Annotated in this window: 22 protein-coding genes and 1 riboswitch; of the genes, 14 read left to right on the top strand and 8 right to left on the bottom strand. The window is 41.5% G+C overall.

Annotation, left to right across the window (positions count from 1 at the left end):
- Nucleotides 1–193: 193 nt before the first annotated feature.
- A complete protein-coding gene (locus CDZ94_RS05915; RefSeq protein ID WP_096435588.1) occupies nucleotides 194–472 on the top strand; it encodes a UPF0223 family protein in 279 nt (92 codons plus the stop codon).
- A 509-nt stretch (nucleotides 473–981) separates the two neighbouring features.
- Here CDZ94_RS05915 and thiE read toward each other — a convergent pair.
- The 4 genes from thiE to CDZ94_RS05895 all read right to left on the bottom strand — a co-directional run bounded on the left by thiE (nucleotide 982) and on the right by CDZ94_RS05895 (nucleotide 4,190).
- On the bottom strand, nucleotides 982–1,641 hold the full coding sequence (gene thiE / locus CDZ94_RS05910) for a thiamine phosphate synthase (protein ID WP_096435587.1): 660 nt from the start codon (nucleotides 1,639–1,641) through the stop codon (nucleotides 982–984).
- The gene (gene thiD / locus CDZ94_RS05905) at nucleotides 1,629–2,471 is read right to left on the bottom strand and encodes a bifunctional hydroxymethylpyrimidine kinase/phosphomethylpyrimidine kinase (RefSeq protein WP_096435586.1); all 843 of its coding nucleotides are present in this window, start codon (nucleotides 2,469–2,471) and stop codon (nucleotides 1,629–1,631) included. Before thiD ends, thiE begins: the two co-directional genes overlap by 13 nt.
- The gene (thiM, locus tag CDZ94_RS05900; RefSeq protein ID WP_096435585.1) at nucleotides 2,472–3,290 is read right to left on the bottom strand and encodes a hydroxyethylthiazole kinase; all 819 of its coding nucleotides are present in this window, start codon (nucleotides 3,288–3,290) and stop codon (nucleotides 2,472–2,474) included.
- 107 nt (nucleotides 3,291–3,397) lie between these two features.
- A riboswitch (TPP riboswitch) is annotated at nucleotides 3,398–3,502 on the bottom strand.
- A gap of 52 nt (nucleotides 3,503–3,554) precedes the next feature.
- Nucleotides 3,555–4,190 carry a YktB family protein gene (locus tag CDZ94_RS05895; protein WP_096435584.1) on the bottom strand — a complete coding sequence of 212 codons (636 nt, stop codon included), beginning with the start codon at nucleotides 4,188–4,190 and terminating at the stop codon, nucleotides 3,555–3,557.
- A 398-nt stretch (nucleotides 4,191–4,588) separates the two neighbouring features.
- On the opposite strand from CDZ94_RS05895, the gene CDZ94_RS05890 reads away from it, so the two are divergent.
- Together CDZ94_RS05890 and CDZ94_RS05885 are read left to right on the top strand one after the other, a co-directional pair.
- The gene (locus CDZ94_RS05890) at nucleotides 4,589–4,777 is read left to right on the top strand and encodes a hypothetical protein (RefSeq protein ID WP_096435583.1); all 189 of its coding nucleotides are present in this window, start codon (nucleotides 4,589–4,591) and stop codon (nucleotides 4,775–4,777) included.
- Nucleotides 4,778–5,070: 293 nt separating this feature from the next.
- Entirely contained in the window at nucleotides 5,071–5,850 is a 780-nt protein-coding gene (locus CDZ94_RS05885) for an inositol monophosphatase family protein (protein WP_096435582.1), read from the top strand.
- Nucleotides 5,851–5,946: 96 nt separating this feature from the next.
- On the opposite strand, the gene CDZ94_RS21175 is transcribed toward CDZ94_RS05885, so the two are convergent.
- Nucleotides 5,947–6,123: a DUF5325 family protein gene (locus CDZ94_RS21175; RefSeq protein ID WP_157811956.1), complete on the bottom strand. Its 177-nt coding sequence runs from the start codon at nucleotides 6,121–6,123 to the stop codon at nucleotides 5,947–5,949.
- Between the two features lie 185 nt (nucleotides 6,124–6,308).
- Between CDZ94_RS21175 and CDZ94_RS05880 the strand changes: the two genes are divergently transcribed.
- Nucleotides 6,309–6,662 (top strand): YlaH-like family protein, encoded by a 354-nt coding sequence (locus tag CDZ94_RS05880; RefSeq protein ID WP_096435581.1) that lies wholly within the window; start codon nucleotides 6,309–6,311, stop codon nucleotides 6,660–6,662.
- Between the two features lie 110 nt (nucleotides 6,663–6,772).
- Here CDZ94_RS05880 and CDZ94_RS05875 read toward each other — a convergent pair whose 3' ends face one another.
- Both CDZ94_RS05875 and CDZ94_RS05870 read right to left on the bottom strand, forming a co-directional pair.
- Entirely contained in the window at nucleotides 6,773–6,979 is a 207-nt protein-coding gene (locus CDZ94_RS05875; RefSeq protein WP_096435580.1) for a YlaI family protein, read from the bottom strand.
- Between the two features lie 147 nt (nucleotides 6,980–7,126).
- On the bottom strand, nucleotides 7,127–7,483 hold the full coding sequence (locus CDZ94_RS05870; RefSeq protein WP_096435579.1) for a DUF5665 domain-containing protein: 357 nt from the start codon (nucleotides 7,481–7,483) through the stop codon (nucleotides 7,127–7,129).
- Between the two features lie 105 nt (nucleotides 7,484–7,588).
- Between CDZ94_RS05870 and CDZ94_RS05865 the strand changes: the two genes are divergently transcribed.
- Entirely contained in the window at nucleotides 7,589–8,053 is a 465-nt protein-coding gene (locus CDZ94_RS05865) for a pyridoxamine 5'-phosphate oxidase family protein (protein WP_096435578.1), read from the top strand.
- A gap of 124 nt (nucleotides 8,054–8,177) precedes the next feature.
- Here the strand turns inward: CDZ94_RS05865 and CDZ94_RS05860 are convergent, their stop codons facing one another.
- The gene (locus tag CDZ94_RS05860; RefSeq protein ID WP_096435577.1) at nucleotides 8,178–8,798 is read right to left on the bottom strand and encodes a YhcN/YlaJ family sporulation lipoprotein; all 621 of its coding nucleotides are present in this window, start codon (nucleotides 8,796–8,798) and stop codon (nucleotides 8,178–8,180) included.
- 181 nt (nucleotides 8,799–8,979) lie between these two features.
- On the opposite strand from CDZ94_RS05860, the gene CDZ94_RS05855 reads away from it, so the two are divergent.
- The 9 genes from CDZ94_RS05855 to CDZ94_RS05815 all read left to right on the top strand — a co-directional run bounded on the left by CDZ94_RS05855 (nucleotide 8,980) and on the right by CDZ94_RS05815 (nucleotide 17,167).
- Complete coding sequence (locus CDZ94_RS05855; RefSeq protein WP_096435576.1) at nucleotides 8,980–10,305, top strand: PhoH family protein; 1,326 nt, start codon at nucleotides 8,980–8,982, stop codon at nucleotides 10,303–10,305.
- A 537-nt stretch (nucleotides 10,306–10,842) separates the two neighbouring features.
- A complete protein-coding gene (gene paaA / locus CDZ94_RS05850) occupies nucleotides 10,843–11,811 on the top strand; it encodes a 1,2-phenylacetyl-CoA epoxidase subunit PaaA (protein WP_096435575.1) in 969 nt (322 codons plus the stop codon).
- A 5-nt stretch (nucleotides 11,812–11,816) separates the two neighbouring features.
- Nucleotides 11,817–12,143: a 1,2-phenylacetyl-CoA epoxidase subunit PaaB gene (gene paaB, locus CDZ94_RS05845; RefSeq protein WP_096435574.1), complete on the top strand. Its 327-nt coding sequence runs from the start codon at nucleotides 11,817–11,819 to the stop codon at nucleotides 12,141–12,143.
- Nucleotides 12,144–12,155: 12 nt separating this feature from the next.
- Entirely contained in the window at nucleotides 12,156–12,977 is an 822-nt protein-coding gene (gene paaC / locus CDZ94_RS05840) for a 1,2-phenylacetyl-CoA epoxidase subunit PaaC (RefSeq protein ID WP_096435573.1), read from the top strand.
- 26 nt (nucleotides 12,978–13,003) lie between these two features.
- Nucleotides 13,004–13,501 carry a 1,2-phenylacetyl-CoA epoxidase subunit PaaD gene (gene paaD, locus CDZ94_RS05835; protein WP_096435572.1) on the top strand — a complete coding sequence of 166 codons (498 nt, stop codon included), beginning with the start codon at nucleotides 13,004–13,006 and terminating at the stop codon, nucleotides 13,499–13,501.
- 260 nt (nucleotides 13,502–13,761) lie between these two features.
- A complete protein-coding gene (locus CDZ94_RS05830; protein ID WP_096435571.1) occupies nucleotides 13,762–14,070 on the top strand; it encodes an EthD family reductase in 309 nt (102 codons plus the stop codon).
- Nucleotides 14,060–14,836 (top strand): enoyl-CoA hydratase/isomerase family protein, encoded by a 777-nt coding sequence (locus CDZ94_RS05825; RefSeq protein ID WP_096435570.1) that lies wholly within the window; start codon nucleotides 14,060–14,062, stop codon nucleotides 14,834–14,836. The genes CDZ94_RS05830 and CDZ94_RS05825 overlap by 11 nt, the downstream gene beginning before the upstream one ends.
- Nucleotides 14,837–14,855: 19 nt before the next feature.
- Complete coding sequence (locus tag CDZ94_RS05820; RefSeq protein WP_096435569.1) at nucleotides 14,856–15,629, top strand: enoyl-CoA hydratase-related protein; 774 nt, start codon at nucleotides 14,856–14,858, stop codon at nucleotides 15,627–15,629.
- A 20-nt stretch (nucleotides 15,630–15,649) separates the two neighbouring features.
- On the top strand, nucleotides 15,650–17,167 hold the full coding sequence (locus CDZ94_RS05815; protein ID WP_096435568.1) for an aldehyde dehydrogenase family protein: 1,518 nt from the start codon (nucleotides 15,650–15,652) through the stop codon (nucleotides 17,165–17,167).
- The last annotated feature ends 110 nt before the right edge of the window (nucleotides 17,168–17,277 follow it).

Genomic DNA, 17,277 nt, shown 5'->3' with positions numbered 1-17,277 from the left:
GTTCTTCCTCTCTAAGTTCTTTCAATGTGATGTTGGGAAGTTTCAAAGAGGTGTACTCTTTGTTATCCTTAGTATAAAACAAACAGAGTATATCAAATTACTATCCACAGGGGAAGTTTTTTCACACATTTTGTAAAAAAATGCTGTGGTCGTATTAGCTCTATAATTGAATTTTGATTTGAGGTGTTACGTTATGAAAGGTGAAGTAAATATTCCGATTTCTGTAGAGTGGTCAAAAGAAGAGGTTGTTGATGTGGTGAATTTCTTTGAGGCCATCGATCAAGCTTATAACAAAGGGGTGGACCGCGATTTACTAGCGGCTCTTTACAAAAGCTACAAAAAGGTTGTTCCTTCGAAGGCCGAAGAAAAGCAATCCTTTAAAGAGTATGAAAAACAAACTGGACAGTCTCCCTATCACGTCGTGAAAAAGGCGAAAGATTTAGAAGAGTCGATTATTAAAATGAAGGAATAGCAATATCATTCCTTAAAGCGAAGGGCAAGCATTTGCTTGCCTACGCTCAAATTTGGATACAATGTTAGGAGTGAAAGTGATTGGAATCATCAGTATCAGAAGAAGTCGAATCACTCTTCCAACAATGAATAAATGCCTGGAACAATCGTAATGCTTCAGGAATGGCTGACCAGTTCATAGGTGAGGGTGAGCTCATTGGGTTTGATGGAAGCCAAGTGATTGGACGAGCGTACATTTTTTATTTACAGAATACCTTCACTACATAAACAGATATAGAAAACAGTGGGGAGGTGCTGCTCGTTTAGCACCTCCCCTATCTAGTGGGTCTTGATACTTTTCCTGTGAGTTAATAAATTTAATAATCTACGTTTCATTGTTAGCTCTAGGCGATGCGCTTTTCTTGCACGTATAAGAACAACTAACGCTTGGCGGAGCGTCCGTCCGTAGCTGATGTGGAGAAAAAGAACAAGACCTACACTTTGATGCCAAAAAAACAGCTGAGTCTTTACTCAATCATGATTATATAGCTGCCTAAACTCGCGTGCAGCTTGATAAGGAGAAGCTGCCTTAGAAATTGCAGAAATTACCGCTAGGCCATTCGCACCTGCACGAAGAACCTCACCACCATTTTCTGCTGTAATCCCGCCGATACCTACAATAGGGAGGTCAATTCCATTTGCCCTTAATTCTCGTACCCAATTCGGGCCTGTCACTTCATTTGCATCCTCTTTAGACGAAGTTTCAAAGAGCGGTCCGATCCCTAAATAGTCGGCACCGTGGTTAACGGCTTCATAAGCTTCTTCTATGGAATGAATGGAAACACCGAGAATTTTGTTCTTTCCAATTCGTTTTCTCGCTGTTTTTACATCAACATCCTCCTGACCTATATGAAGCCCGTCGGCGTCAATCGAAACAGCGAGATCGATATGGTCGTTAATGATAAACGGAATGCCGGCTTGTTGGCATTGAGTATATAATTGCAGCGCCAATGCTTCTTTCATTTCCCCTGTTAATGAACCGGCTCCTTTTTCACGAAACTGGAAGATCGTCATTCCTCCTTGAATCGCTTCATGTAAAACAAGAGGGAGAGGGGACGCACAATCCTTACTCCCAGCAATGAAGTACACTTGGAGCTGCTTAGCAAGATTTTCTTTCGTTACTCTTCCCATTGTTTGACCTCTTCTGTTAGTCGAAACGCTTCTTGTGGAAATTGCTTAACAGCTCCGTGATGTGTTGGACCATGTCCAGTGCCAATTGGAACGGTGTAAGCTATTGCCATTTGGATATAGGTTTTCGCTTTTTTCACAGCTTCGACAACCGAAGTGCCAAGAGCCAATTCTGATGCAATCGCAGCTGCAAATGTACAACCCGTACCGTGCGTGTTTTTGGATTCGATCCGTGGTAGCTCAAAATAGGTAAATGTTGACCCGTCGTATAAGAGGTCAATAGCATTTTTACCAGACCGATCATGCCCTCCTTTAATGACAACGTTTTTAACACCAAGCTCAAAGAGTTGGTAGGCAGCTTGCTTTCGATCTGCCAACGTTTGAATGGATTTACCAGTGAGAACTTCAGCTTCAGGAATGTTCGGAGTAACGACGTGAGAAAGGGGGAGAAGCTGATCGATGATCGTTTGATGTGCTTGTTCACTAAGCAGGCTGTCGCCCCCTTTAGCGATCATGACAGGGTCTACGACAATGTTGTTCCATTTGTACTTTTTGATAGCGTCGACAATGACTTCTATTCGATTTTCATCAAATAGCATCCCGGTTTTTACTGCGTGAACAGGAAAGTCTTCACCAATGGCGTCAAGTTGCTTTACAAGACCGTCAATTTCAACCGGGTAGACTCCTTGAACTCCTTGCGTATTTTGAGCTGTTATTGCTGTTAATGCACTCGTTCCAAATACGTTATGCTCCTGGAATGTTTTTAGGTCAGCTTGAATCCCGGCACCACCGCCTGAATCTGACCCTGCAATCGTTAATGCTGTTTTGTTCAATTATTTCTCCTCCCATACTTCAATTGATAATCTCTTGGCTATTTCTTTTTGTGAAACGTCTGCTAATTGATCGATAAAGTGAACTTGAAAATGTCCGAAGCTTTCCCCTTGAGCGGTTACTTTATCAGCTGCTATTTCAGCTGCAATAGCGTAATATGAAACGGCACCCGCTGCCGCTTCGAGAGGGTCTTGCCCAACTGCGACAAAGGCTGACATAACAGAAGTAAGGAGGCAGCCGGTTCCGGTTACTTTTGTTAGCATAGGTGTTCCGTTGTGGACAAAGTATGTTTTGGCCCCATCGGTAATAATGTCCGTTTTTCCAGTCAAAACCACATTGGTCCGATATTGTCTAGCCGCTTTCTGAGCGATCAAGAGAGCATTGTCATGTTGTTTTTTAGAATCAACGCCTTTCATCTCAATCTTTTCATCTACAAGGTTACTGACTTCTCCTAAGTTCCCGCGAATAAAAGAGATCTCGAGCTCTGACAAAAGGTTTTTGGCTGTCTTTGTTCGATACGCTGTTGCTCCTACACCGACTGGGTCCAAAAAGGTGGAGACCTCATGCTCATTAGCCGACCGACCAGCAATATGCATCGCTTCTACTTGGGTAGGTGTTAACGTACCGATATTTAATACGAGACCTTGGGCAATCGCAGCCATATCAGCTACTTCCTCTTTTGCATAAGACATAACCGGGGATGCACCGATGGCATATAGCCCATTTGCTGTGAAATTTGTGACAACCACATTCGTCATGTTATGAATGAGAGGAGATTCGCTTTCGATTTTCTGTTTTAATGCGATGATTTTTTTATCCATCTAATCATCCTTTCATCGTGTTACGTTTTAGAAGGAAAAAAAATAAAATAGCGCCGCTTCACATGAGTGAAACGACGCTACACGAAAGACATTCAATGTCCTTAAATGTAATCATCATTCCACTTTCCTACGCTAGTTTTAACTAGATCAGGTTCGAAGGGATTAAAGGAACTCCTTTGTCTCAGCCTATTTTGGCACCCCTAGTGGTATTTAGATAGTACTATAATTTACGGTTCGGTAGTTATTGAAAACGCAGTATGCAACTTACTCACTTACTCGTTGAGCGATTTGGTAAAGTGGCATGAGCTGTTCAAATGCTTGTTCCACCGTTTTAATAAACGCTTCACCATCTTGAGTCGTTTCGCTCGTTCGTGGAACATGAATTCCGCATAATAGCTCTGATTTCTTCACATTTTCTAAGCGGGAGAACATTTCATCAAAATCCTCACTCGCTAAAGTACCGTGTGACTGTGCTTCTGGTTTCATGTGATCCACTGACCATACGAAAGTATCAGGAATATGATTGATCATTTCAGTTTTTTGTTCGTGCAACGCTTGTCCGAATTCTTTTTTAATCGGAGACTCATAAATCACGGCAAACCATACGAATACGTGAGATTCAAAGAGTCCGATCTGGAAATGTGGCAATTTTTTATAGCCCCGCTTACTGTTTGCCACAGCTACCCATGTATCATTGGGGGGATTCACCTTTCTACGTGCATGTTTAGCAACGTGCGGGTACATATCTTCACCTGTTCGCTTAGTTAACCAGTCTGAAAAGTGTTCCCCTAGTTCTTCAAGTTTTGGTCGAACATGCTTTATGATTGCGTCCATTCTCGGTTCAAGACCTTCTATGGTAAACACATCAAAATCCTTTTGAGTAAAGCCAGAAAAACCCATCCTTATAAAACTCCTTCCCGTAAGAGGTTGTTCAAAAATTCGGGAATCTGTTTGTCTTGTTTCCTACTTTTTGAACCATTACTTTATGTGGATAGTGTATCACAAAGAGGAATCTAATATAAAAAATCTTGCACCAAGTACAAGAAGAAGGTTTACAGAAGCGGAAATAGTGGAATGAAAAAATAATAAAAGAATTTGTTGCAACATTAAGATGATTCTCATAATCTATAGTAATCCAAAGGGGTGTGGACATAAATCGTAGGCCACGACAATTTAAAATGGTATAACAAGTCCAGGAACCTAAGCATGCGAATTGTTAGTTCAACTTCAAGACCTTCTTGGCTTTGATTGTCTACCTTTTGAATATCTGATTAATAACGCAAAGGGGTGTGGAGAACTTGGAAAAAGTCATTCAAACACTAAAAAGACGAGACGGTGAACAACGAATCCCTGTTTTAAAATTGGAAATTGACTATGAGCTCCAGACACTTTTTGACGCAATGCAAGTCAACGATCACAAACAAGTAGAAAAAAGTAAGCGAATATTGGAGCTACTTCGAAATGAATGGATTCGGTTGGAAGCATAATACAGTAGAAAGTAAGAGCTTGATCTGAAAGAAAGTTTCCTTCAGAGGTGCAAACAAGTAAATCAAAAGGTTAACGCATGGGTTTTTAACGAAAATCACATGCGTTTCTTTATTGTTAAGCTTAACTTTAAAATACAAATAGCAACAATCATCTAAAAGCCTATTGTTTTTAGACGATCATGCAGCAGTGATGTCTCGTACATTCACAATATAAACGAGCTTATTTGCAACTGTACTGAACTTTATGATATATGTGTAATAAACCAATTGCTCACTATTGAGGAGGAACTATTTTGGCACATCAGGATTGGCAGCGTTTATTCTTACAAGCGAAACAATGGACAAAGGAAGCCGGAGAAAGTATCCGGAAATCGATGGGGGACACCTTTGAAGTACATACAAAAGCCCACCAGCATGACCTTGTGACCGATGTAGACCGGCAAACAGAGGCCTTTTATAAAGACAAAATTAGAGAATCCTATCCTAATCACCGGATTATGGGTGAAGAAGGACTTGGAGACGATGTGAAAGACTTAGTTGGAACGGTGTGGATAATAGATCCGATTGACGGGACGGTCAACTTTGTCCACCAACAGTGCTACTTTGCGATTTCTTTAGGAATATTTCATGAAGGAATCGGAATGGTCGGCATTGTTTATGACGTCATGGCTGATGAAATGTTTACAGCAGTAAAAGGTCAAGGAGCTTTTTTAAATGAAGAAGCTTTGCCGGTCCTGCCGAAAGTGTCCTTAGAGGAGTCGATCCTAAGTTTTAATGTTGGGTGGGTGTTAAAAGACAGAAGGCTAGAGACTTTAGTGGAAAAATCAAGAGCCGTCCGGTCCTATGGCGCTGCAGCATTGGAAATTGCTTATGTTGCCTGTGGACGGTTGGATGCCTATATTAGCTTCAATCTTGCCCCATGGGATATCGCTGGAGGATCAGTCATTCTCCAAGAGGTCCAAGGTCAAGCAACAAACTATAAAGGAAAAGAATTGACCTTCCTAGGAAAAGACACTTTATTAGCTGCGAATCCTCATATTTATAAGGAAGTTATTCGTGAAATTCACGAATAAAAATAAAGCGGGAGTCTCAGGACAGTACTGGCCTTTTGAGACTCCCTTGATGCAATGAGTGAAGCCATTGCTTTGTTAACCTTATATAATGAATCGTTAATTTCCGTACATTTTATTGCGGATCGAAAAGCCGCCGCGAACACAAATCCCGGTAACAAGAATCGCTCCGAGTATAATCCACAGACTTCCTTCAGCTAGGCCGATACCGATTCCAGCGATTCCAAATGCTGATAGTGCAGCCATGATAAATAATGGCCAATGAAAAGGTTTCATGTGACGTCACTCCTCTCTGCTTCTTTAAGTTTACCGAAAAAACGCTTTCTTGAAAAGTTAAGATCTTTTTTTTGTATCAAGGACACAGCTATTGTAATGAAGGGAGACCTAAAAGAGAAAAGTGTGGTATAATGACGTTGTTTTGAAAGTTTTCAACGAGTTTTTATATTGGAGGACTGACGTACATGCTTTTGTCAACTCAAGAGACGCCAGAGGAATTCAACTTATCGCCATTAGCTGAGTTGTTAGGTGGACAAGACCCTGAGTCATTTTTGTTTGTTTTTGGGATGCTTTATCTCTTTGTAAATATACTAACGGTTCTCGTATTTAATTTAGGCTTCTCAAGGAAGTTGCCTGTATTAAAAGCGGTTGTTGTATATGTGATGATGTTGTTTGGTAACATTTTCATTACCTTTTTGGCTTTTTCCTTACCGATCATTGAATCACTGTTTGTAGCAGCGATAGTGTTGGGTGTATATCGTTTACAGCTAAAGCGTCATAAAAAATCAGATAATGAAGAACAGCAAACAGCTGAATAATGTTAAGACTCTTTATAACAGAACATTTGCATGTCGTCGGGTACACGTGGGCCTTGCGCTTTTCTTGTCAAAAAGTAAAGAGTTTGAATAACTAAAAGACGAATGGCGTTTTAAATAAGCCATTCGTCTTCGTCTTTCTTTTCTTCATATGTCCGGAAATTCCCGGTTGCTTTTCGTTCGTTTGTTCGTTCAGTGATTCTTTCTTCACACTTTTTACACATATACGTATGAATCGGCCGGTTTCTTAACCGTTTTGCTAATGGAGAATAGTCATCGATATTTTCAACGGTATTACATAAAACGCATTGGACTCTCATAACACACCTCAACTTACTTTTCCATATTTAACTATATAACTAACTAGAAATGCGTGTTCAATAGAAGCAAAAAAATCAATTTTTAAAATAATGGTATTTATAGTATAACAGAAAGCATCGATTTTCACGATATCTACTCAGGATACATTACGGTGAGGGCCTGTCCTCATGGTCAACATAATCCAACAAAGTGCTAATCCAATCCCCGATTAATGGAAAATCTACAAATTGTCTTAAGAGAAGCCCGAGAAGGGATAATACAATTACGGTACCGATCGTGAGTCCCAGTCCTCGCCCAATGCCAACGAGGACGTTAGTAAAAAACACTCGTCTTGGATTTGTATAATTCAAGAGGATATCTGAAACTTTTGACCTTTCCAAGGCATAGCTGATTTTATGTAATTGGTGATCCAACCTTTCAAATTTTTCTAATCGTCGCGTATAATGCTCAAGTTGTTTGACTAAACGTTCGATTTCTTCGGTTTCATTTTGCTTTTTTGTCAAGGAAATCCCCCCAGGGAAAATAGTATCAAGTGTTTACATTCAGCGGTTTTAAGTTCATGAAAAACTAGGTATAGTAGTATTATAAAAGATAAAGGAGGCTATTTCATGGCAAATCAAGTGGAAACATCTTTAACTGATGACTTACTCCCTCTTTTACAGCAAGAGCGGTATGTAACACTAGCTACCGTTGACTATGAAACGGGAGGTCCGAATGTAAATGCGATCTCTTGGGTTTTTGCTCAGAATAAAGACACGATCCGCTTTGCAATTGACAACCGTTCGCGCATTGTCCAAAATATTCGAAATCAGCCTGTAGTGACGTTGACATTGATTGGTAGCTGCTCTACATATTCCATTACTGGAACTGCCAATGTAGCAGCTGAAAAAATCGAAGACGTACCCTTAAAGTTAGCACTTATCGAAGTTACTGTTTCTGAAGTTCGTGATGTCATGTTTTACGGGGCAAGAATTTCTCAGGAACCGAAATATGAAAAAACATATGATAAGGAAGCCGCGGAAAGGCTGGACCGTCAAGTGTTAGCTGCCATGAAAAATTTACAATCAAGATAATAAAAAACATGCCACCTCCTTGGAAACAGGAATGGCATGTTTTTTTGTACTTTAAGAAATTTCAACTTCTCCAAAGGAGTAAAGTATAAGTGTAACTAAGGCTTGGCGCCAACGCGAGAATGAATTAATCATTCCCTTTGTTCATTCGACCTTTACTTTGCTTGTTTTGAATGTCATCGATTTCGTTTTCTTCCTCTTGATCCATACGCTGATCGTTTACATCTGATGGATCTCCACCTGATTCTTTTCGGTGTTCAGGTCCTGGTGCAATAGGCATTAATCTACCTACAATCGCTGCCAGCTCTTCCATAATCCCTGAAACAGGTTGTCCATCGGCAATTTCTCTTTGCATCTCTTGAAGACGTGCTGTAATGTCTGGGTCTGCAGTGACTACAGCTTGAGCACCATATGGGTCCTCAGCTAAGGCTTCAGTCGCAGAATGTTTAACCGTTCCCACGTCTGATTGATCAATCTCAGGTTCAACGTCTAATCCAACAACGGCATAAGGTCCCAAAACGACAGCAGTAGCATGTCTAATATCCGGGAGCTCTGTGCACAAATTCGCTAAATGGTTAGCAACTTCATTACCTGAATGCCCTTCCCACTGGTTGTATTGATGTTCAGTCGGTTCGCCTCGAGTTTGACCTTCAAGGGTGTCATCTGTGTCTGTGTTCCCATTACCATCTGGCTGACAGCCCGTTATGACAAGTGTAAGTAAAAGAAAGGCGGCTATTGATTTTTTCAATGAAGATCCCTCATTTCAAAAGGTGTTTTTCGTATTGTTTGTTTTAGCGTCTATCTTTATTCTCTAACACATACATTAGTAGTAAAAGAAGCAGAGAAAGAAAGGAACCGCTTCTATAAAAGGTAGTTAAAAGCAAAAGGTAGCCAAACATCCATTTTATTTGGAACCAGGAGGCGAGAAGTTGAAAAACGTTTACGTCCTCGATACAAACGTCCTGCTTCAAGATCCACTTGCGATTTATTCATTTCATGAACATGATGTTATTATTCCGGCGGTTGTGTTAGAAGAAGTTGATTCAAAAAAACGATATATGGATGAAATAGGAAGAAATGCTCGTCAAGTTGCTAGGCTCTTAGATGAATTCAGGGAAAACGGCAAGCTGCATGAAGGAGTGAATTTACCGAGCGGAGGTACATTAAGAGTTGAATTAAACCATCGGTCTTTTGAAAAAATGAAGCAAACTTTTCTGGAAGTAACGAATGATAATCGAATTTTAGCAGTAGCATTAAATATAAAAATTGAAGAAGAAAATACGCTAGTGAAAAAGGTCGTTCTTGTTAGTAAAGATGCACTCATGCGCGTAAAAGCAGATGCTTTAGGGTTGTTTACCGAAGACTTTTTAAGCGATCGCGTTGTTCAATTTGACCGGATGTATAAGGGGTATGAAGAAAAATTTTTACCTCCAAAAAAAATGGATGAGCTTTTTGAAAAAAGAAGGCTTGTTAAACCAGACTTTACCCGAACCATTACCCAGCCACATCAGTTTTATATTTTTCGAGATGAAGCAGCACCTTCGCGTTCAGCGTTAGGGAAAGTGGACAAAGACAATGAATGTGTAGAGCTGTTTATTGCCGCTGATGACCCAGTATGGGGGATCCGAGCGCGAAATGTTCAGCAAAGAATGGCGTTGGATATCCTCACGCGAGACGATATCCCGCTTGTCACATTAGCTGGAAAAGCCGGCACAGGAAAGACGCTGCTTTCCTTGGCAGCAGGTCTTTATCAGACTGAAGACTTGCAAAAATATAAGAAGCTCCTTGTGGCAAGGCCTGTTGTTCCAGTGGGGAAGGATATCGGCTATTTACCTGGAGAAAAAGAAGAAAAATTGCGACCTTGGATGCAGCCGATTTACGATAATCTGGAGTATTTATTTAATGCTAAAAAGCCAGGGGAATTGGATAAAATTTTAGATGGGATGGGTTCACTCCAAGTGGAAGCCTTAACGTATATTCGCGGGAGAAGTATCCCTGATCAATTTATCATTATTGATGAAGCACAAAATTTAACGAAGCATGAAGTGAAGACGATTTTAACTCGTGTCGGGGAAGGAAGCAAAATTGTCCTGATGGGTGACCCGAAACAAATCGATCATCCGTATTTAGATGAATACACAAACGGCTTAACGTATGTAGCTGAACGGTTGAAATCCCAAGGAGAAACAGCCCATGTAAAGCTAGAAAAAGGAGAACGCTCAGGTCTGGCACAAATGGCCGCTGACTTACTTTAAATCATAAGCTTTGAACGTGAATTCTCACTCTGGGATTCACGTTTTTTTATATTTTTTTCAAACAAACTAAATGAAATGGAAGGAACAAGAGAGTCTTTTTAGCCCCTTACGTAATAGGCCGTAATCTGTGAGACTCCTGCGGAAAAATGGGCCAGCCGAGACCCCGCAGGGCGCCTTTCCCGAGGAGGCTTGGCAGTTCGTCCGCGGAAAGCGAGCAGATGCAGGCCAACGAAGCTGTAAAGAGATACGCATTTTACAATAAAGTTGTGTTTTTTTTAACAAGTGAATTATGAAAGACTCGTTTGTAGAAATAATCATTGTTATTTTTAATGACAATTTCCAAACGGCATCTAGAAAAATGTCATACTCAAGTGAAAGTAGAAAAAGAGCCGTTATATTTGTTACAGACTTTATTGATTCCATATAAAACTGTCTCTAATAAAATAAGTGTAGAAAGAATTTTCTAATAATTGTTGCTTTTTGTATTGCAATAAAATATACTAACGTTAAGAAAACGTTATATTAGGAGGTCAGGTTATGGTACTGGAATTAACGCAAGACCTCTCCTATGAGGAAAAGTACCAGCGTTTCATGGAGAGAATCGAAGCTGGTGACAGAATTGAAGCTGACGATTGGATGCCAGATGATTACCGAGAAGCATTGATAAGGCTAATCTCTATGCATGCAGTGAGTGAAATTATGGGAGCGCTTCCAGAAAAGGAATGGGTTCCTAAAGCGCCAACCCTTCATCGTAAGCTAGCGATTATGGCAAAAGTACAAGATGAAATGGGCCACGGGCAGTTACTTTTAAGGGTGGCAGAAGATTTAATGAAGCCGCTTGGGAAAACGAGAGAAGATATTTTGAAAGACTTATTTACTGGTCGGTTAAAATTTCACAATGTTTTTCATATGAAAGCTCCAACGTGGGGAGACGCCGGTATTATTGCCTGGCTCGTGGACGGAGCGGCAATCATTACGCAAAGCATGTCATTAAATAGCTCCTACGGTCCGTATGCACGAGCACTTCAACGCATTTGTGCAGAAGAGGTTTTCCACGCTCAACACGGGGAGAGCATTATTTTAGCATTAACAGAAGGTACAAAAGAACAACGGGTGCTCATTCAAAAGTCACTCGACGAATGGTGGCCAGCACTGTTAATGTTCTTCGGTCCAAAGTCAAAAGAGAATGTAGGGTCATCAAACGTAAATAAAAACATTAAATATAAAATCCGTACGAAAACAAACGAAGACTTACGCCAGGAATTTTTCAACAAATACATTCCCAGAATCCAATCGATCGGCTTAAAAGTTCCGGATGAAACCCTTCATTATGATGAGGAAAAAGAAGAATGGGTGTACCAACAGCCGGATTGGAATGAGTTTAAAAAAATTGTGACAGGACACGGTCCAATGTCAGAACAGCGATTAGATTTGCGACGTAACTCATACGAAAACACACAGTGGGTACGGGATGCCCTTTCTAATACGTCGGCAAAGGAGGCTTAGTCCACATGAGTAAAGAAAGTCAATTTTACGAAGAATACGAAGTTTTTAGTAAACGAAACCCAATGGCGCCTTTTCAGCATCAGTTCAGCTTACTCGCGCCGAATAAGGAAATGGCGATTATGATGGCAAAAGAGAACTTTATGAGACGGGAACCTTGCGTCAATATTTGGGTTGTCAAACGAAGTGAGGTTTTAGGGTTAAATGAAGATGAACGTCAAGTTCTCACAAGGTTAGATAATAAAAAATACCGCGAAACCTCCGGGTACGGCTATTTGAAGAAAAAGTGGCGGCAATACGAACAAGAACAGTTTACAGAAAAAAACTTACTTTAGGAGGTGTTCGTCGTGACATTTGAAAGCATAGACGACCTCAAGTCCAACCCAGAAGCCCTTAAAGCATGTAAGGCTCTCTTATATCAACTAGCTGATGATGATTTTTTGATCGCCTACCGTGGATCAGAGTGGCTAGGGCTAGCTCCGCACATTGAAGAAGATGTAGCATTTTCATCGATCAACCAGGATACGATGGGGCATGCTGTGATGTACTATCAACTTCTCGAAGATCTCGGTGAGGGAAAGGCAGATGATTTGTCGCATTTACGTACCCCTCAGGAGTTTCGTAATGCGATTATCCTTGAATGTAAAAATGGTGAAGGAAGCTATTTGGAAAAACCAGACTATGACTGGGCATTTGCCGTTGTTCGAAATTTATTTTACGACCACGCGAAGACTATTCGGCTTCAATCATTGAAAGATTCAAGCTATTCGCCGCTCTCTCATATTGCCAGAAAAGTCATTGGTGAAGAGTACTATCACTTGATGCATTGGGAAATGTGGTTTAAGCAGCTCATGAATAGCACGCCGGAAGCTCGCGTGAAAATGGAGCAGGCGATCGAAAAAGTGTGGGACGATTTTGGAGGAGTACTGACGCTCGGACCTGAGGGTGAAAAAATGAGTGAATTCGGTCTTATTTCTGAAGAGGACGTTTTAACAAATCGTTGGATGGAAAAGATTGAGCCGTTATTTAAAGAAGTAGATTATCAGATCGATAGAAATCCAGAATTAAAACAAGGAAATGGCAGAAAAGGAGAACATACTGAAGATTTAAGCCAAGCGCTAGACATTCTTTCTGAAGTATACCGTACGGACCCTGCTGCCGCCTGGTAAGGAAACAACGAGAGAGGGGGGACGAGATGGTTATTGAAAAAACGCAAGTAAAGAAACGGATCATGGAGACCCTTCAAAGCGTCAAAGACCCGGAAATTCCATCGATCAGTGTTGTTGAACTGGGCATGATTCATGACGTTCACATTGAAGAAAACGAAGCAAAAGTGATGGCGAAACCTACGTTTCTTGGTTGTCCTGCTTTAGACATTATTCAGCGTTCAATTGAAAACGCTGTCATGAAAGTTGAAGGAGTTGACCAAGTGACCGTGACTTATATTTACGACCCTCCGTGGACGACAGATCTCATAAGTGCTGAAGGAAAAGAAAAGCTCAAGGAATATGGCATTGCACCACCACCTGCTAACCATGTTCCAGGGGAGCCATGGAAAATCGACTGTCCTTATTGTGGGTCGACTTACACGACGATGGAAAACATTTTTGGACCAACAGCATGCAGAAGTATTGTGTATTGCCGGAGCTGCAAGAATCCATTTGAAGCGATGAAGCCGGTAGCGAATCTTTAAAAAACGCTGTTTGATAAGTAACAAGAAAAGGCGGCGACTCCAGCGGGAAAAGCAACAATGGTTTTCTTTCGACGAGGCACCGTAGGAGCAGCTGAAGACCCCGTGAACCCGAACGAAGTGAAGGAAGAACGGATGTCGCACTTGTGTCCTGGGGTGAAATCATCCACCTGTTGCGACTTCTAACTGATAAAAGCAAACAATCTTTTTAGAATTGAGCCTTAATATAACAATAAATATGATTTGAAAGGATGATATGAATAATGGTAAAACTTATTGCACTGTACAAAAAACCAGAAGATAAAGAGGCATTTGATGAGCATTACTTTAATACACACGCACCAATCACGGAAAAAATTCCAGGACTTCGTAAAATGAAAGTGACAAAAGTTGTTGGATCTCCAATGGGTGAAAGCGATTATCACCTATTATGTGAAATGTATTATGACGATCATGAATCATTCAAAAAAGCGATGAAAACAGACGAAGCAAAAGCGAGTGGAAAGGATTTAATGGGGTTTGCCGGCGAGCTCGTAACGCTAATGATCGGTGAAGAAGTCGATGAGTCCTAAAGAAATGATTAAGCATTACACAGACGGTAATGTCGGTGTGATTCAACTCGATCGTCCTAAAGTCTACAATGCACTAAATCGAAAAATGGTGGATGAAATTGTAGATCAACTTTTTGAGTACGATCAAGCAGATGATATTCGCGTCATTGTGATTACCGGATCCGACCGGGCATTTGCCGCGGGTGCTGATATTGAGGAAATGGCAGAAGATGATGCGGTTTCACTTGAACTTTTAAACCAATTCGCTCAGTGGGACCGAATTTCCACCATCAAAAAACCGATATTAGGTGCTGCAAGTGGCTTCGTCTTTGGAGGAGGTTTTGAACTGGCACTCAACTGTGACATGCTATTTGCTTCAGAGACCGCTCAATTTCGTTTTCCGGAAGTGACCCTGGCTGTAATGCCTGGGGCTGGTGGCACACAGCGGCTTACAAAAGCGATGGGAAAAACAAAAGCACTAGAATATCTTTGGACGGGAGATACGATTCCAGCAAAAGAAGCGCTCCAATATGGCTTAGTTAATCGCCTCATTGCCCCAGAGCTCGTGATGGAAGAAACGATGAAGTTTGCCCATCGTCTCGCAAAACAACCACCGCTTTCGTTGAGGTTGATTAAAGAAGCAGTTAACAAGGCGGTTGATCATCCATTACAAGAAGGGATGGAATTAGAAAGAAAGAACTTTTATCTTCTCTTTTCTTCTCAAGATCAAAAAGAGGGGATGCAAGCATTCTTAGAAAAACGAAATCCTCGATTTACCGGGAAGTAGAGAGGAGAAGGTATCTGTTATGTATGAAACGATTATGTACGAAGTGGAAAATAACGTAGCGTGGCTCACCCTCAATCGACCGGATAAGCTTAATGCCTTTACAGAGCAAATGAACAAAGAAGTGAGTAAAGCGCTGCGAGGTGCCGGTAAAGATGATGAGGTTCGAGCGATTGTCGTTACCGGAAGCGGCCGAGCGTTTTGTTCGGGGGAAGATCTGGCAGGGGTGGATGAAGACACAGATCACGCTGAATTTTTACGGAAGCGATACAATCCGATGATACGAGAGCTCGCTTCACTTGAAAAGCCGATTATTGCAGCGGTAAACGGAGTAGCTGCTGGTGCTGGAATGAGTTTTGCGCTAGCGGCCGATTTTAGAGTAGCCTCAGAAAAAGCGAAGTTTGTAGAAGCTTTCATTCATATCGGACTTGTACCGGATTCAGGAAGCCTGTACTATTTGCCGCGACTTGTTGGGCACGCCAAAGCGATGGAACTGGCCGTTATGGGTGAAAAAGTAGATGCCCATGATGCGAAATCTTTTGGGTTAGTAAATGAGGTTTTTACAGAAGCGAACTGGGATGAAGAAGTGAAGAAGTATGCTGAAAAATTGGCTTCAATGCCGACAAAAGCAGTCGGTTTGATTAAGCGATACTTATATAAAAGCTGGGATCATGATTTACATGACATGCTCGAGTATGAAGCCTATGCTCAGCGAACAGCAGGAAAAACACACGATCACCGTGAAGGAATGAACGCCTTTTTCGAAAAAAGATCACCTAATTATTTAGGGCAATAACGTAATGGAGGTTTTTTACAATGAAAAGTGTTGAAGAAAAAAAGCTAGACAATGAAGTGCTAAAAAGAGATTACTATAAAATGGTCATTAATGGTGAATCAGTTGATAGTGCGTCTGGGGAAACGTTTGTTACGTACAATCCGGCAACAGGAAAACCTTTAGCTGAAATTGCAAAAGCAGGTGTAGAAGATGTTGATCGTGCTGTACAAGCTGCACGAAATGCATTTGATAACGGGAAGTGGAAACGTTATCCGGTAGGGAAGCGTTCACGAGTTTTAAATAAAATCGCATCCATTATGCGCTCTCGTTTTAACGAGTTAGTAGAATTAGAGGTTTTAAATAGCGGAAAGTCAGTAGGTGCTGCTCAAGGACAAGTCATGCAGTCCATCGAAGACTTTGAATTTTATGCAGGAGCGATTGTCGGGCATACAGGATCTGTAAACAATGTACCAGGTGGCTTTTTCAACTACACACAAAAAGAACCGATGGGTGTAGCAGCACAAATCATTCCGTGGAACTACCCAATGATGATGGCGGCTTGGAAAATCGCACCGGCGATTGCAACGGGGTGCTCGATTGTTCTTAAACCAGCAAGCTTAACGCCGGTGACAGCGATCGTATTAACAGAAATTTGTCATGAAGCAGGTGTTCCAGAAGGCGTTGTAAACGTCGTAACAGGACCAGGCTCCACGGTTGGTTCAGCGCTAACTGAACATGACGGTGTCGACAAAGTGGCCTTCACAGGTGAAACAGGTACAGGAAAAGACATTATGGCAAAAGCGTCTGAAACATTGAAGCGTGTCACACTTGAGCTCGGAGGTAAATCACCAAGCCTTGTCTTTGATGACGCGGACATCGACGCAGCAGTAGACGGATCATTGTTTGGCATCTTCTATAACACAGGTCAATCATGTGAAGCACGTTCCCGCCTGTTCGTCCACGAAGAAATTTATGATGAATTTATGGAGAAATTTGTGGCAAAAACAAAGCAACTTAAATCAAGCGATCCGATGGACAAAGGAACGCACCTTGGTTCGATTGTTAGTCAAAGTCAGGTTGATGTGATCGATGGATACGTAAAACAAGCGGTCAAAGATGGCGCTACTGTCGTAACCGGTGGTGAGCAGATTTACCCTGAAGGCTTTGAAGAGGGGTATTGGTATGCTCCGACGGTTATTACTGATGTGACCAACGACATGCAAGTAGCCCAAGAAGAAATTTTCGGTCCTGTTGTCGTCGTGATGAAATTTAAAGATGAAAAAGAAGCGGTTAAATTAGCCAATGATACGATTTACGGCCTTGGATCTGCTGTTTGGACGAAAGACAACGGCCGTGCCAACCGTGTCGCAAGTGGTATTAAAGCAGGAATTGTCATGGTCAACTGCCCATTTTCAGCTTTCCCAGGAACGCCATTTGGAGGATATAAGCAGTCTGGATATGGCCGTGAGTTATGTGTGGAAACACTCGACCTATACACCGAAACAAAAAGCGTGCTTTCCTACGTTGGCAACCGTCCACTTAATCCATTAGGACTTTAAAAAACACCAATGCGAGCGCGTTTTAGAAACGCCGCTCGCATTCTTTTTTATCCTTTAAGAAAGGTCGACCCCTCTAAAAGAATAAAATATCAGCGCACCAAGGCTCAAAA

The organism is Alteribacter populi, assembly GCF_002352765.1.
GTDB classification, from domain to species: Bacteria; Bacillota; Bacilli; order Bacillales; family Salisediminibacteriaceae; genus Alteribacter; species Alteribacter populi.
Note: the sequence above shows the minus strand (reverse complement) of the source record. Positions and strands in the feature narration are given on the sequence as shown.

What these genes read in the sequence shown, in the direction of transcription:
- CDZ94_RS05915 (WP_096435588.1), top strand. Translation starts at nt 194, where the DNA reads ATGAAAGGTGAAGTAAATATTCCGATTTCTGTAGAGTGGTCAAAAGAA.
- thiE (WP_096435587.1), bottom strand. Translation starts at nt 1,641, where the DNA reads ATGGGAAGAGTAACGAAAGAAAATCTTGCTAAGCAGCTCCAAGTGTAC.
- thiM (WP_096435585.1), bottom strand. Translation starts at nt 3,290, where the DNA reads ATGGATAAAAAAATCATCGCATTAAAACAGAAAATCGAAAGCGAATCT.
- CDZ94_RS05895 (WP_096435584.1), bottom strand. Translation starts at nt 4,190, where the DNA reads ATGGGTTTTTCTGGCTTTACTCAAAAGGATTTTGATGTGTTTACCATA.
- CDZ94_RS21175 (WP_157811956.1), bottom strand. Translation starts at nt 6,123, where the DNA reads ATGAAACCTTTTCATTGGCCATTATTTATCATGGCTGCACTATCAGCA.
- CDZ94_RS05880 (WP_096435581.1), top strand. Translation starts at nt 6,309, where the DNA reads ATGCTTTTGTCAACTCAAGAGACGCCAGAGGAATTCAACTTATCGCCA.
- CDZ94_RS05875 (WP_096435580.1), bottom strand. Translation starts at nt 6,979, where the DNA reads ATGAGAGTCCAATGCGTTTTATGTAATACCGTTGAAAATATCGATGAC.
- CDZ94_RS05865 (WP_096435578.1), top strand. Translation starts at nt 7,589, where the DNA reads ATGGCAAATCAAGTGGAAACATCTTTAACTGATGACTTACTCCCTCTT.
- paaA (WP_096435575.1), top strand. Translation starts at nt 10,843, where the DNA reads ATGGTACTGGAATTAACGCAAGACCTCTCCTATGAGGAAAAGTACCAG.
- paaB (WP_096435574.1), top strand. Translation starts at nt 11,817, where the DNA reads ATGAGTAAAGAAAGTCAATTTTACGAAGAATACGAAGTTTTTAGTAAA.
- paaD (WP_096435572.1), top strand. Translation starts at nt 13,004, where the DNA reads ATGGTTATTGAAAAAACGCAAGTAAAGAAACGGATCATGGAGACCCTT.
- CDZ94_RS05830 (WP_096435571.1), top strand. Translation starts at nt 13,762, where the DNA reads ATGGTAAAACTTATTGCACTGTACAAAAAACCAGAAGATAAAGAGGCA.
- CDZ94_RS05825 (WP_096435570.1), top strand. Translation starts at nt 14,060, where the DNA reads ATGAGTCCTAAAGAAATGATTAAGCATTACACAGACGGTAATGTCGGT.
- CDZ94_RS05820 (WP_096435569.1), top strand. Translation starts at nt 14,856, where the DNA reads ATGTATGAAACGATTATGTACGAAGTGGAAAATAACGTAGCGTGGCTC.
- CDZ94_RS05815 (WP_096435568.1), top strand. Translation starts at nt 15,650, where the DNA reads ATGAAAAGTGTTGAAGAAAAAAAGCTAGACAATGAAGTGCTAAAAAGA.